The organism is Vibrio minamisatsumaniensis, from assembly GCF_050337445.1.
Classification (GTDB): Bacteria; Pseudomonadota; Gammaproteobacteria; order Enterobacterales; family Vibrionaceae; genus Vibrio; species Vibrio artabrorum.
Genome location: NZ_JAKJSY010000012.1, coordinates 90,541 through 102,894, shown reverse-complemented (window position 1 = coordinate 102,894; position 12,354 = coordinate 90,541). Strand labels below are relative to the sequence as shown.

The 12,354-nt window shown below is 41.9% G+C and carries 13 protein-coding genes; 8 read left to right on the top strand and 5 right to left on the bottom strand.

From position 1 onward, the window contains the following. Positions 1-83 precede the first annotated feature (83 nt). From L4B77_RS03290 to L4B77_RS03275, 4 genes are all read left to right on the top strand, one after another. The gene (locus L4B77_RS03290) at positions 84-1,061 is read left to right on the top strand and encodes an ABC transporter permease (RefSeq protein WP_261838523.1); all 978 of its coding nucleotides are present in this window, start codon (positions 84-86) and stop codon (positions 1,059-1,061) included. A 2-nt stretch (positions 1,062-1,063) separates the two neighbouring features. Continuing rightward, on the top strand, positions 1,064-2,002 hold the full coding sequence (locus L4B77_RS03285; protein WP_372064841.1) for an ABC transporter permease: 939 nt from the start codon (positions 1,064-1,066) through the stop codon (positions 2,000-2,002). A gap of 191 nt (positions 2,003-2,193) precedes the next feature. Then, complete coding sequence (locus L4B77_RS03280; protein ID WP_429748458.1) at positions 2,194-3,123, top strand: SPOR domain-containing protein; 930 nt, start codon at positions 2,194-2,196, stop codon at positions 3,121-3,123. 201 nt (positions 3,124-3,324) lie between these two features. After that, positions 3,325-4,566: an NADH:ubiquinone reductase (Na(+)-transporting) subunit B gene (locus L4B77_RS03275; RefSeq protein WP_429748456.1), complete on the top strand. Its 1,242-nt coding sequence runs from the start codon at positions 3,325-3,327 to the stop codon at positions 4,564-4,566. Between the two features lie 92 nt (positions 4,567-4,658). Here L4B77_RS03275 and L4B77_RS03270 read toward each other — a convergent pair whose 3' ends face one another. Next, the gene (locus L4B77_RS03270; protein WP_017067233.1) at positions 4,659-4,910 is read right to left on the bottom strand and encodes a DUF6482 family protein; all 252 of its coding nucleotides are present in this window, start codon (positions 4,908-4,910) and stop codon (positions 4,659-4,661) included. Between the two features lie 468 nt (positions 4,911-5,378). On the opposite strand from L4B77_RS03270, the gene L4B77_RS03265 reads away from it, so the two are divergent. Beyond that, positions 5,379-6,428, top strand: a complete 1,050-nt coding sequence (locus L4B77_RS03265) for a hypothetical protein (RefSeq protein WP_429748453.1) — start codon at positions 5,379-5,381, stop codon at positions 6,426-6,428. A gap of 147 nt (positions 6,429-6,575) precedes the next feature. Here the strand turns inward: L4B77_RS03265 and L4B77_RS03260 are convergent, their stop codons facing one another. Further along, complete coding sequence (locus tag L4B77_RS03260; RefSeq protein ID WP_429748451.1) at positions 6,576-7,802, bottom strand: TRAFs-binding domain-containing protein; 1,227 nt, start codon at positions 7,800-7,802, stop codon at positions 6,576-6,578. Positions 7,803-7,918: 116 nt separating this feature from the next. On the opposite strand from L4B77_RS03260, the gene L4B77_RS03255 reads away from it, so the two are divergent. Beyond that, on the top strand, positions 7,919-8,326 hold the full coding sequence (locus tag L4B77_RS03255) for a TIR domain-containing protein (protein ID WP_429748449.1): 408 nt from the start codon (positions 7,919-7,921) through the stop codon (positions 8,324-8,326). Between the two features lie 47 nt (positions 8,327-8,373). On the opposite strand, the gene L4B77_RS03250 is transcribed toward L4B77_RS03255, so the two are convergent. Further along, positions 8,374-9,252: a DUF4231 domain-containing protein gene (locus L4B77_RS03250; protein ID WP_429748447.1), complete on the bottom strand. Its 879-nt coding sequence runs from the start codon at positions 9,250-9,252 to the stop codon at positions 8,374-8,376. A 106-nt stretch (positions 9,253-9,358) separates the two neighbouring features. On the opposite strand from L4B77_RS03250, the gene L4B77_RS03245 reads away from it, so the two are divergent. After that, entirely contained in the window at positions 9,359-9,913 is a 555-nt protein-coding gene (locus L4B77_RS03245) for a TIR domain-containing protein (protein ID WP_429748445.1), read from the top strand. A gap of 96 nt (positions 9,914-10,009) precedes the next feature. Here the strand turns inward: L4B77_RS03245 and L4B77_RS03240 are convergent, their stop codons facing one another. Continuing rightward, positions 10,010-11,392 (bottom strand): DEAD/DEAH box helicase, encoded by a 1,383-nt coding sequence (locus L4B77_RS03240; RefSeq protein WP_429748443.1) that lies wholly within the window; start codon positions 11,390-11,392, stop codon positions 10,010-10,012. After that, on the bottom strand, positions 11,386-11,916 hold the full coding sequence (locus tag L4B77_RS03235; RefSeq protein WP_429748441.1) for a hypothetical protein: 531 nt from the start codon (positions 11,914-11,916) through the stop codon (positions 11,386-11,388). The genes L4B77_RS03240 and L4B77_RS03235 overlap by 7 nt, the downstream gene beginning before the upstream one ends. A 102-nt stretch (positions 11,917-12,018) precedes the next feature. Between L4B77_RS03235 and L4B77_RS03230 the strand changes: the two genes are divergently transcribed. Continuing rightward, complete coding sequence (locus L4B77_RS03230) at positions 12,019-12,339, top strand: helix-turn-helix domain-containing protein (RefSeq protein ID WP_429748439.1); 321 nt, start codon at positions 12,019-12,021, stop codon at positions 12,337-12,339. Positions 12,340-12,354 lie beyond the last annotated feature (15 nt).

Sequence of the window (12,354 nt, the reverse complement as noted above, 5' to 3'; positions counted from 1 at the left end):
TAAATACCTTTTTCAAGGCTGAATTATTTGTTGTCTAGTCGCGGATGTCGATTAGGCAGTCATGGATAGATAAGGGGCAAGGAATGGTTACGTTTCTGGTCAAGCGCCTGTTTCAGGCACTGATAGTGATGTTTGTGATCAGTTTGGTGGCGTTTGCCATTCAGGATAACCTGGGCGACCCGTTGCGTGAGTTAGTTGGTCAATCTGTTTCAGAGTCGGAGCGTCAAGCGCTGCGTGATGAGCTCGGATTAAATGATCCCTTCGTTACAAAATACACTCGTTTTATAGGCGCAGCTCTACAAGGCGATCTTGGTACTTCATATTTCTTTAAACGTCCAGCGGTGGATGTAATTTTAGATAAGCTGGTCGCGACGCTAGAACTGGTGTTTGGCGCGTCTCTGATCATCGTTTGTCTGTCGATCCCACTTGGCGTTTATTCTGCAATACACCCCAAAAGCTTCTTCACTAAACTGGTGATGGCGGGCAGTAGTATCGGTATCTCTGTGCCTGTTTTCTTAACCGCAATCATGCTGATGTATGTGTTCTCTATTGAGCTTGGTTGGTTGCCGTCGTTTGGACGTGGTGATACGGCGAACTGGTTTGGCTGGGAGTCTGGCTTTTTAACGCTCGACGGTCTTGCACACTTAGTACTGCCGAGCATCGCTTTGGCATCTATCATGCTGCCTCTGTTTATTCGTCTAGTACGCTCTGAAATGCTGGAGGTTTTAAGTTCTGAATACATTAAGTTTGGTAAAGCGAAAGGCTTAGCGCTGAACAAGATTTACTACCAACACGCTTTGAAAAACACCATGCTCCCAGTACTCACGGTAGGGGGGGTTCAAATTGGTACTATGGTGGCTTACACCATTCTTACTGAAACGGTATTCCAGTGGCCGGGTACCGGTTTCCTATTCCTTGAAGCGATTAACCGAGTGGATACACCACTGATTACCGCATACGTTATCTTTGTTGGCCTGATTTTCGTGGTCACCAACACGATTGTTGATCTGCTGTACGGCATTATCAACCCAACAGTGAATATTACAGGGAAAGGAGCATAACCATGGAACAAACAACAACCGCGCCATCCCGTTGGGAGCGATTCAAGCAGTCAGACATTCTGTACTATTTTTTACGCGATAAAGTGGCAATGGTCAGCTTTGCTATTTTTGCTGCTTTTTTAGTGATGGCACTGGCGGCACCGATTTTAGCGCCAACAGACCCGTACGACGTGACGTCTATCGATATCATGGACTCAGAGTTGCCACCATCTTGGATGGAAGACGGCGAAGAGCGCTTCTTACTGGGCACTGATGAGCAAGGTCGTGACATTCTATCTACGATGCTTTACGGCTCTCGCCTTTCTTTGACGATTGGTTTCTTAGCCGTGGGTCTTCAGCTAACTTTAGGTATTATTATTGGTCTGTCTGCGGGTTATTTTGGTGGTCGTATTGATAACTTTCTGATGCGTTTTGCCGATGTCCAGCTTTCATTTTCAACCATGATGGTTGCGATCATTGTCTCTGCTATATTTAAGGCAAGTTTCGGCAGTGACTTCTATGCGCAATATGCCGTTGTGATGTTGGTCGTGATCATCGGGGTGGCAGAATGGCCGCAGTATGCGCGAACTATCCGCGCATCCGTCTTGGCAGAAAAAAAGAAAGAATACGTCGAAGCGGCGCGTGTAATGGGCTTTAGAGCACCTCGTATTATGTTCCGTCACATTTTACCGAACTGTCTATCGCCAATATTGGTTATCTCTACGGTACAGGTGGCTAACGCAATCATGTCAGAAGCGGCCCTTTCTTTCCTCGGCTTAGGTCTTCCGGTCGATCAGCCGTCACTGGGAGCGCTAATTAGCACGGGCTTTAACTATATTTTCTCTGGTGCATGGTGGATCACAGCGTTCCCTGGTGTGCTTTTAGTAACATTGGTTTTGGTGATTAACTTATTAGGCGACTGGTTACGTGACGTATTCAATCCTAAAATTTATAAAGGATGATAGCGTAGATAGATTTTTAACAAAAAAAGTCGCTAAACTAAAAGCCGTAAGTCATTACGGCTCTTTTTGGGCTTAAGAGATCTAGAACTGAATATCATTGATTGATACTGTTAATAATCGTTTAAATAGAATCTGCGTTCTATCGATACTCACTCGATAACAGTTTGCCTGTCAGGGTTTAAGTGGTGGTTATGAAATTGATAATGAATGTTATAGGTGGTGCTGTGATTAGCAATTATCGTATGGGGTTGATTGCGGTGTCTCTTTTGGTTTCTAGCCAAGTACATGCGGAATCATTTTTATGTGATGCCACTCAGGCAAGTACCAATCAATTACCACAGCTAGAACAGTCATGTCCTATCGGTAAGGGTGTGTGGGGCAGTAAAGCGCCGAAACGTCATTCAGACAACGACCTGTTTTGGGTCCAATGTGGTCTGCTGAATAAGCCTCTGTCATTGAACCGAGCAAAGCCTCTGTATGAGAAGATATCGACCAATGTATGGATGAAGCCGGAAGGCGGAAGTTATCGCTGCTTAATCGGTCCTTACTCGACATTCTCTGAGGCGAGAAAAGATCTTGCTCAAGTGCGTAAGGTTTCAGGTTACGCTGAGTCTTTTATTCGTGTAGCTGATAAATCCCAGGCTTCGTCACAGTCGACCGTGACGAAACCTGCTGAACCTAAAGCCCCTAAAACAGCAAAAGCCCCAACTCAGCCAATATCAAAAGTAAGTGTTGCCAGTGCTGGTGTTCAAGCACTTCCCGTCGATGTCGCGAGCTCAGACAATGAGCTTGATATCGAAATTCGTGTGACGGCAAATGTTGCGGGCAGCCAATATGCCATCCCTTATCTTCTGGATCATCAACAGCCGTTTTACATGGAGCAAGGGAAACCTTGGAACCGTCTCGATTACGGCAGTGCTGAGTTAGTGTGTAACCAGGTTAACATGAAACTGATGACCGAAAAGCAGTGGCAGAACATCCTGAGCTCAAAGATCATGGAAAAGCAGAACTGGCCAATGCATCTACCGTATTGGGGAGCCGACAAAAAAGGTCTGTTTACTAACGGTAACGTAAACCAACTCAAAGGTTCTTCACTACTAAACGTAATGTGCGTTAAGTAACGACCATCACTTCAATAGTAACCTACCTAGCCTCAGCCATTGCTGGGGCTTTGTGGTTTAGACACCTTCCTTTTTCAATATCGGTTCGACCTATAGACACACACTCTTCAATACGAATTTGATTAAAAATCACTAAAAATTGTTCAAATAGAGCCGTTGGTGCGTAGAAAACCATAACTCAGCAATAAGGTGATTGAGATTATGAGTTTGAAGAAGCGATTAGAAGACGTAGCCCCGCGTTTTGAAGTTGGGGGTAAATACGAAAAGTTATACCCAGTCTATGAAGCGTTTGCCACCTTACTTTACACACCAGGGAGTGTAAATCGAGGTTTGACTCATGTTCGAGACAGCATCGATCTCAAGCGCATCATGATTCTTGTCTGGCTGGCGACTTTCCCTGCAATGTTCTGGGGGATGTATAACGTCGGGCACCAGAGTGTCTCGGCGCTAACCGTCAGCTATCAATTTAACGAGATTGCCTCGATTATTGAGAACAGTTGGCGTTTGTCATGGGCATTTGGTGACGTGCAGTCCGTAGTGGAAAGCGGCTGGGGAAGTCAGTTATTACTCGGAGCGCTCTATTTCCTACCCGTCTATGCGACGGTGTTTGTGGTGGGGGGCTTCTGGGAAGTCTTATTTGCTGTCGTTCGCAAGCATGAAGTGAACGAGGGCTTCTTTGTTAGCTCGGTGCTGTTTGCGCTAATCCTCCCACCTACCATCCCGCTATGGCAAGCTGCATTGGGTATTACCTTTGGTATCGTAGTCGCGAAAGAGTTGTTTGGAGGTACCGGACGCAATTTCCTTAATCCAGCTCTCGCAGGCCGCGCGTTTCTCTACTTTGCTTATCCTGCCAACATGTCGGGCGGGCTTGTGTGGGTTGCCGCTGACGGCTATTCAGGCGCGACACCACTGAGTCAATGGTATGAGGGGGGCAGCACTTCGCTTATGAATAATATGACTGGCGAGGCGATCACTTGGATGGATGCTTTTGTAGGTAACATACCGGGCTCGATGGGCGAAGTGTCTTCACTACTGATTATGCTGACCGGTGTGATTTTGATAGCGATGAAGATAGCTTCTTGGCGTATTGTGGCTGGTGTGATTATTGGTCTCGTTGTCACTTCTAGCTTGATGAACTGGATAGGGTCAGAAACCAACTCGATGTTTTCGATGCCCTTCTACTGGCACTTTGTGTTGGGTGGTGTCGCGTTTGGTACCTTCTTCATGGCAACAGACCCAGTATCTGCCGCGTTTACTAATCAGAGTAAATGGGCCTATGGGATTTTGATCGGCGTGATGACCGTCGGTATTCGAGTGCTTAATCCAGCCTACCCAGAGGGCATTATGCTGGCTATCTTGTTCGCCAACCTGTTCGCTCCGCTATTCGACTTTGTAGTGAAAGAACAAAACATTAAACGAAGACTGAAACGGACATCGCGCTGATCTAAGCGATTAAAAGGGAAAGTGAATCCCATAAGAAAGGCTTGCATTGATGCAAGCCTTTCCATTTTTATCGCGATTGATTTGAGGTTGATTTAACTCCACTTCAAATCAATCTCGAAAGGTTGTGTGCTACCACAGTGTTCACCGCACATCTCGTCGTAAGCACTGTTATGAACCAGCATAGCTGATGCTACACCTTGGTCGCTAAAGTGATCGCGTGCTTGGTTAACACTCAAAAACTTCATAGGGTGCTGGTGGTCATCTTTGATTAATTGCTTTTGCTCGCCAATAACTTGATAAGCCAAGTAGATCCCGCCTTCAAATGATTCAATGAGTAGATTCATCACAAACTCCATTTTTGTTCTAGATAGGTAGATATTTGTGTTACGTCGAATCGATAGCTAAGGTTCAGAGCGGCCATAAAAAAGCAGGCACAAGGCCTGCTTCTAAAGAGAGTTCAACTAAGACGTTGATTATCTCATGGTCACATACTACCAACACAGGTGGTTTCTGAAATAAATCTGGAAAGGTAATTAGAAAAAGGCGTCTGAGTCTTTCCAGAAAAGTATTAAAACTAAGCGTCTTTTTCCTAACATTAGAATAGGTAACTTACCATTTTCCAGAACTCTATACTATTCAAAAGAAGAGGATTTTAGGGAAACGTCAGCTTGAAAGTAAGGTAGAAGAACCCGTGCAACACACTTGGTGATTGGCAAAGGTTTATGTATGCGACCTTAGTGCAGTATCTGATTTGGTGAATAAGGACATGTTAGTATATTCAAACATAAGTGAAGCAAAAACAGAGAATGCCAATGTCTAAAGTGAAGAAAAAAATTTTTGTAGTAATGCCTTTTAGTGAAACACCAATGAGAAACCGTGATTCATTGACAGAGTTCTTCAATATAAATCTAAAAGAAAGAATCGAAAATGACACGACTGTACAGTGCGACTATGTAGTTAGCCGTTCAGATGATGCATTTGATATTACCTCGCAAATAATTTTGGACCTTTACTCTTCAGATATCGTGATATGTGATCTATCAGGCGAAACCCCAAACCCAAATGTAATGTACGAACTGGGAGTAAGGCTAAGCCTTAGTAACAAGCCGACCATTCTGATTCGAGAGGCAAATGACAATAACAAGTCAGTTTTCGATATTCATGGATTTCACATCCATGAATACAGCCCACTAAAGTATAGAGACTTAGAGAATTACCTTGTTTCTTCATTATCTAAATTGGAAGGGGACGATTTCGAGTTTAACTCACCAATACTTAAGCTATTACGTAATGAACCTAAATTAAGTAAGCTGCTTTCTGAGGAGCGCAGCTTGGCAACTTTAGCGATAGCAGAAGCTGCTGCTTATGGTTTTGTAAGAAGGTTAACTTCAGCATTTTCCATCCATCTTCATGAGCAATCAGGTTTTCCATTAGGCCTTTCTGTTGAGGAATGTTTATCTAAAATCGGAGAGGAACAGGAGAAGTTGGGAAGTTATAACTGGAGCAATTTTGAATACAGGCCGGTATTACCATCTGGATTAAAAAGTTATTTCAATAACAATGAATTACAGGAGTATTTAGACACGCCGGTAAGAGCACTTCTTAATATGGCTGTAATGGAATATGAGATTTATTTCTTCGGTGACTCTAGCTCATACGTGAAAGATAGTAGCTTGGATAAATACCTTTTACTTACTGCGGAAACTTGGCATCTAAAGCTTATGTTTACATTAGCGAAGGACTATTGTAAATCCTCAAATAGTGAGGATAAAGAAAAAATGCTTGCGCACATTTTTTCTATTGCGAAGGCTTCCAATGTTTATGGGGAAAACCTATCGTCAGGCAACTCGTTAACTTTTTAGTTACGTTCAAGGTGAATGCAACATATAAATGTTAGTGTTTCTCACTTAGACATAGTAAAAGCTGTAGTGAGCCTCTAATTATACGACCAAAGTATGGGGAGTGGTTAGACTCTACCACTCCTTGATATTACTCTTTGTTACGAGGTACTAGCTTGTAAGTTCTAACATTCTTTTTTTACCTTCTTCGAATGTCTCTAGCTCCCACTGTACATCAGTAATACTCTTAAAGAGCTTTTCATATCTATTACCTTCGCTTCCTAGTCCTAGTGCATAATGACAATTTGATAAAGTCGCATAAGCCCATTTGTACTTGCTATTGGGCTCTTCCATCGCTAGATCCTGTAAGATTTCTATAATTCGCTTTCTGGTTTTCTTTGCTGCAATCTTGAAGTATGTTTTTTCATCGTCATCGGTTTCTGTAGAAGAGAGTAAATCTAAACATAACGCAAAGTTCTCCCCAGTATAATAATCTGAGCTAATTTGAAAGCCTTTCTCATAGAAGTTTTTAGCTCGGCGTAGACACTCCCTATCACTGTTGAGGAGCCACATACGTTTATAGATTGCCCCAACTAACCCCAAGGTTTCTGGGTCGTTTGACTCTCCGTTATTGCTTAGCTTTTCAATGATACGAAGAGCGTCTGATAAAGCTGTTGCTTCAGATGGCTGCTTGGATTTGTATGTCGCTAGAGTTTGCTGTTGTACAAAATAATCTTCAGTTGGGGCTATTTCTGATGCTCTTTTCCATAATTTTGCTGCCTCTACAAACTCACCTTCACTCATTAAAGAGCGTGCTTTTTCAGTAACTGCAAAGATGTGATTATCTTTTTGTGCCAAATCCCCAATGATCCTAGAGTATTCTGCTGGCGGTAATTTTGGGGGGTGGATATCGTTAATGAAATCGTATAAAGGACTATCAATAAACGCATTTTTGGTAGCATTTTGAATCAGGGCAGCTAGAGCTGATTGGCATCTTATTGCTTCATCTACACCTATATCTTCACCTAAGTGTTTGTATTGAAATATTCTTGTGTGATCCAAGTCGAAGTTGATTTTCCCACCTTCTTCTTTGAGTATGATTGTGGTACTTGGTTTCACAGCATGTCGTATACCTAACTCATATATCGCATTAGGATTAAAAGTCGAAATATCTGCTACAACAAGATCTGCGTGCATTAGGAGTGCATACATACTCTTGTCAATAAGTCCTGGATCTTGGATTTCATCAGCTCTAACACATTGATACCCAGTGCTTTCTACTGCTGGTTGGATAATGTTTTTATATGTTTTATCTAGGTCGAATGTTTTTCCTGTCGAATAGTCAGTTTTTCTTCCAAACCCCATAATTACAAAACATATTTTTTGACCTGAATACATGATGACTCCTGATTTGGTAGTAACCCTACTTGTAGAGTTGATAATTAAGGTCTACTGCTTGAACATTTAACATTTGCCCCAATATACAACTTTATGTGTATAAAGGAGACTAATAAATGGCAAAAAACCATCGTGTATTCATTAGCCACTCATGGGATCACTCTGCTGACCTACAAGGCTTAAGAAATTTACTCAATGATCGAGGCTACTTTAATATTGAATTTAAAGAAGTCTCGAGGTTTGAGCCAATAAACTCTGCAAATGCAAGCTATGTTAAGGCTCGCTTGAAAGAGAAGATTCTAAATTCGGATATCGTTATTGGCTTGGCTGGAGTTTATGCAAGCCATAGTCATTGGATGGAATGGGAACTTGATACCGCGTTATCCAATGGAGTACCTGTCATCGGTGTGATTCCAAGAGGACAGGTACGCAGCTCTACGACAGTTACTAGCAGATCTAGGGTCGATGTGAGATGGAATACAGAAAGTATTGTTTCAGCTATTCGAGATTATTCTAGAGCTTAAACAAATATTTTAGTGGCTAATATGTATGTTAGCCACGATTTGTTCACTTATTGATTTTGTCGTGCTACCCATTGAGTGTGCTCTCTAGAGAAAGCCATTTCGGTGGAACTAACATACTCTGAAAACTGCTCTTCAGTTAGTACACCTTCAATGCCGCCTCGAATGATTCCAATCTCTTGAGCGGTCAGAGAATATGATGATGACAGTTCATTGTGTTTCTTGATCTGCATCCAACCCAAAATAAATGCCGCACCTAATGCGAACACATCAGTAGGCCAGTATTGCCATTCAGGGTAGGCAATTCTTAACAATACACAAAGTAATGCAAAGCCCTGCGCAAGCATTAGCCCGATAAACCATCGATTGTGCATCTTATTATTGATTGATGCTTTAGTTGCGTACCATTGTCTTTGTTCATCTATTCGATGTTCCAAATAGTAAGATTTTCGATCTTCAAGATTCATCGATCTGATGTCTTGCATTGTTGCAGTTATCTGTTCACCTGTGCTCTGGTGAGCTTGGACAATTTCTCCTAACTCGTTATTACTCTTAATAATTTGGGTTAGCATATTGCGGAAGTTGGCGTTTGGTACTTGCATAGAAATATCGTCAGCGTATGGAGCAGCTCTCATACAGTACTTCCACGTAGATGTTTTTATTGATTCAGCTATCGCACGTCCGTTGTACCAGTTTTTTTCATAGCGATTTCTCCCAAGCTTATAAGTAAAAACTAAAGCCAGGATATAGAATATAGCGACAACCATACTATATTCTTTTGTTGGTATAACATTAATTGATAGCAACGTACCAACCAACAGTACGAGAGCGTGAAGAATGGTTAGTCGTAGGAAGCTTTTTTGGGAAGTAATGGAGGCTTTGTCTGCTGAATCAAATAAAGCAGGGTATTGGATTGATATATTGTTCACACGAATGTCCTAGATTTTTTACTTTTAAGCCAGTATCGTACATTATAAATGCCATCAGTGGCATAGGCTTTCTTTTGGTTGAGCGGAAGGTTTGAGGTGGTTAGTTATGGCTTATAGTGGTGTCAGAAGAAAAGTATTTATCTCACATTATGGCGTTGATAGGGATGCTGTACGGAGTTTTATAGATAAATGGAGTGAGGTATTCATAGCGAAAGAGCTTGGTGTTTATGATGATGCCGATTTCATTGACAGCAACGATGGTGACTATGTTATGTCTCGAATTCGTCAAGATTACTTGAGTGATTCAACCGTTACGATTGTCTTGATGGGAACCTGTACTCATAGCCGTCGATACATAGATTGGGAAATCAAATCTTCTTTAAGGCAAGGGGCTTATATACCCAATGGCCTAATCGGGATTGTTTTACCAAATGTCAAAGAAGCTCCATACGTACCAGAAAGGTTTTCAGCTAATTTTAGCAGTGATGGCGAATGCTATGCCCAATATCACTGGGCTCCTAAATCTGCAGAGCAATTGGGGCGCTGGATCGAGGATGCGTTCGAATCTAGAACGAGCAAAGCTCACTTGATTAAAAACTCACAGGCTATGTGGGGATACAACCGAAAGTGTTCTCACTGTGGTTATAATCATGGTATTTAGATATTTGGGGTTGTGTTCCTCTCGGCTTTGTATCTGCCAGCACTTTAACCGTTAGCTATAGCTAGTGCTAGCAGATGCTTTAAAACCTTGGTCTTGTTAGTTATTTGTCAAAAAAGCTGAAATAACACGTTGTTTAAAAGCTCCAAGTAATACCTCATCGAAAGTGCTGAGTGAGCAAGCAAGATCGGCACTACTCCTAGTTTTGTTGCCCCATAATATTTTTGTACTTAGCTCCTCTTGTTCGTTCAGTATACTTTCTTTATTCGAAGTATGACCTAAGTAATCTGATTCCAATTTAATGTGTTCCATCATTTCTGCAAACATACAAGACTCAGGTATGTCCTGTTCTATTCGCTCTGCAAACTCAATTAGGCTTTGCTCTGCAAAAGTGAATAACCACGCTTGCTGATTCATAGAGCCATTTACTCGAAGAATCCGTCCGAGTACTTGCCGAAAGTACAACTCTGTTTTAACCGAACTCATGTGGCAACAAACTTGAAGGCGAGGAATATCAGTACCTTCACTGATCATTCCTACACTAACAATCCATTGAGTATTGTCTCGACGGTAACGTTCAATTTCATCTAAAGGTTCTTCATGCCGATAAGTCACGATTGAGACGGTTTGTGAGTACTTTTCACAGAGTATCTTTTTAATGGTTTGAGCGTGGTAAACAGACGAAGCAACAACTAACCCACCGGCATTAGGGGAGTGGTGGCGTATCTCCGCGAGCTTTTTGCAACCAAGGTCAAGCAAGTATTCCATTGCCTCTCTATTATGAATGACACTTTGGTACGAGGTTTTAGTTTGCTTAAGCATCTCAAGTATCGAAGAGAATGATTCAACTTTCTCATCGCTAGTTACTGACAAATGTTCATTATCAACCAATACGATTCTCGGGTTTCTACAGACATTATCAGCTATTGCCTGCTTTAATGTGTATTGGTAGTCAACCAACAACTGCCCGTCAGGGCTGTTATATTCGGCCGTCACGATAGGTAAAGAGTCTGAACGCCAAGGGGTGCCTGACATCGCCAGAGTAAAGGTAGCTAACTCTTGAACTTTTGTTAGGACTTGTTGGCCCCAAACATTCGCATTTTCAATCTCTGAGCCTGAGCAATGGTGTATCTCATCAAAGACGACGAACACTCGGTGATTACGAAGTGTCTTCCAAAATTCATCATTGAGAAACTGAATTGATTGGTATGTGAGTGATTGTCCGATCGAGCCTAGCCCACCATTAAAGGTGCAATTAAGAGTCTGTGAAAAGGTTTTTTTTATACCATCAGAAACCGTTAATGATGGAGAGAAACATAATACAAGATTGACCAAACCGTCTTTTAGCAACTTTGATGCGATAGTGGCGGCAAGTACGGTTTTTCCAGCCCCAGGGGTTGCTTGGCAGAAAAAGTGTTTTTGGTTTTTTCTATATGTTTGTAATGCTTTCTCCGAGCACTCTAGTTGCCAATGTCTTAACACGGTTGGCAATCTTCTGAGAGGGTTTTAAGAACATTCGTCAACCCATTCACCTTTCCAAGTAGGTGTGCTGAACGCTCTTTTGCTTGCTGTAACAGTGGGGTTAACTTGCACTCAAGCTCAGGGAAGCGAGACCTTAATGACTGGTATTCTTCAATTTCACCAAGCACGATCTCCAATTCACCTTTGTATTCATTACTCTCTCGAAATAACACGGAATAATCCGTTGCACACTCTTTTATAGAAACGGTACGTGTGGCTTTTTTTCGAGGCGCTACCTGGAGATCTCTAAATTGTTCGGTTTGAAAGTACTTTTTGTTTCTTCCTTCACCTTCACTTCGCAACCACCCCTTTTGTTGATATTGCCATATTTGGCGATAAATCTTCTTCCGAGCTTCATCCAGGTTTTGTGTACCTTTTTCAATATTTAATGAAGCATCCCTCGCTTCCACAACAGAAAAACCATCCATTCTTTTTTCAATCAACAACTTGTGCATTTCTGCACTGATTTTCGTAGAACGTTTCATGTATTGCTTATATCACTCAAATACTAAGGATTGCTTAGTATACAGAAATCAGTAAAACTAAGAAAATCTTAGTTATATAGAGCTTAGAGATATGAAGCATCAGTGTCGTTCAATAATCCGTTACCAATACGCCTCAAAGAAGCGCGTAAAAAAGCAAACCTCTCTCAGAAGGCTTTGGGAGTCCGTATAGGTATGGATGAAAGTTCTGCTAGTCCAAGAATGAATCAGTATGAGAAAGGGAAGCATACACCGGATGCTCAAACCTTGAAGTTAATTGCTGATGAGCTTGGAGTGCCATTGAGCTACTTTTTTTGTGAGGATGTTGATTCTGCAGAGCTTGTCTGCTTGATAGATAAGTTGAATGAGGCCGACAAGAAAAACCTTATCGACCACATTAAGAAAAAGCTTGAAGGTATGGAGTAAGCTTTATTATTCCTC

Excerpts from the sequence above, each read along its gene's own strand:
- L4B77_RS03265 (WP_429748453.1), top strand. The coding sequence starts at position 5,379 with ATGTCTAAAGTGAAGAAAAAAATTTTTGTAGTAATGCCTTTTAGTGAA.
- L4B77_RS03235 (WP_429748441.1), bottom strand. The coding sequence starts at position 11,916 with ATGAAACGTTCTACGAAAATCAGTGCAGAAATGCACAAGTTGTTGATT.
- L4B77_RS03290 (WP_261838523.1), top strand. The coding sequence starts at position 84 with ATGGTTACGTTTCTGGTCAAGCGCCTGTTTCAGGCACTGATAGTGATG.
- L4B77_RS03260 (WP_429748451.1), bottom strand. The coding sequence starts at position 7,802 with ATGTATTCAGGTCAAAAAATATGTTTTGTAATTATGGGGTTTGGAAGA.
- L4B77_RS03270 (WP_017067233.1), bottom strand. The coding sequence starts at position 4,910 with ATGAATCTACTCATTGAATCATTTGAAGGCGGGATCTACTTGGCTTAT.
- L4B77_RS03280 (WP_429748458.1), top strand. The coding sequence starts at position 2,194 with ATGAAATTGATAATGAATGTTATAGGTGGTGCTGTGATTAGCAATTAT.
- L4B77_RS03275 (WP_429748456.1), top strand. The coding sequence starts at position 3,325 with ATGAGTTTGAAGAAGCGATTAGAAGACGTAGCCCCGCGTTTTGAAGTT.
- L4B77_RS03245 (WP_429748445.1), top strand. The coding sequence starts at position 9,359 with ATGGCTTATAGTGGTGTCAGAAGAAAAGTATTTATCTCACATTATGGC.
- L4B77_RS03255 (WP_429748449.1), top strand. The coding sequence starts at position 7,919 with ATGGCAAAAAACCATCGTGTATTCATTAGCCACTCATGGGATCACTCT.
- L4B77_RS03285 (WP_372064841.1), top strand. The coding sequence starts at position 1,064 with ATGGAACAAACAACAACCGCGCCATCCCGTTGGGAGCGATTCAAGCAG.